This is a genomic window from Flavitalea flava, from assembly GCF_054461575.1.
The window spans coordinates 1-543 of sequence record NZ_JBTLQH010000148.1 but is presented as its reverse complement, the minus strand read 5'-3'; the positions used below and the strand labels follow the sequence as shown (position 1 = coordinate 543).

Below are 543 nucleotides of genomic sequence, written 5' to 3'. Positions count from 1 at the left end.
TCCGCAAAAGTACTTCCCTTACCGACAGGATCATGCTTCATATCGGACCCAATAATAATTCCATGTATGTAATGGTGGGCAATGGCAGCAATAGTTATGGCTACACTGCTGCCAATGCGGTAAGCCCGGGTACCTGGTATCATGTTGCCGCTGTATTTGATGGAACGCAGACCGGCGATGCCAACCGTCTGAAATTGTACATCGATGGGGTTCAGCAAACCCTCAGCTTCTCCGCCAGCGCTATTCCCGCCAACACAAGCACCACCAACACGGCTCCTTTTATGGCAGGTGGAGAACCAAGCTGTTGCTATCTTAATGGCACTATAGATGAGGTACGTGTTTGGAATACGGCGCTTTCAGCCGGCACCATAACCTCCTGGAAAGATAAATTATTGGGAAGTTGCCATCCCAATATCGCCAACCTGGTCGTATATTGGCCGCTGAATAATGATGCAAATCCTGCAGTAGCCACTGCGGAACTCGGAACAGCTTATACCGGTGCTATTACAAATGGCAGCTATGTTACAAGCACCCAGGCTACAG

At 49.4% G+C, this 543-nt stretch carries 1 protein-coding gene; it reads left to right on the top strand.

From position 1 onward, the window contains the following. Positions 1–543: LamG domain-containing protein (locus ACX0G9_RS31770; protein WP_459069022.1), on the top strand; the 543-nt coding region annotated here is incomplete at both ends.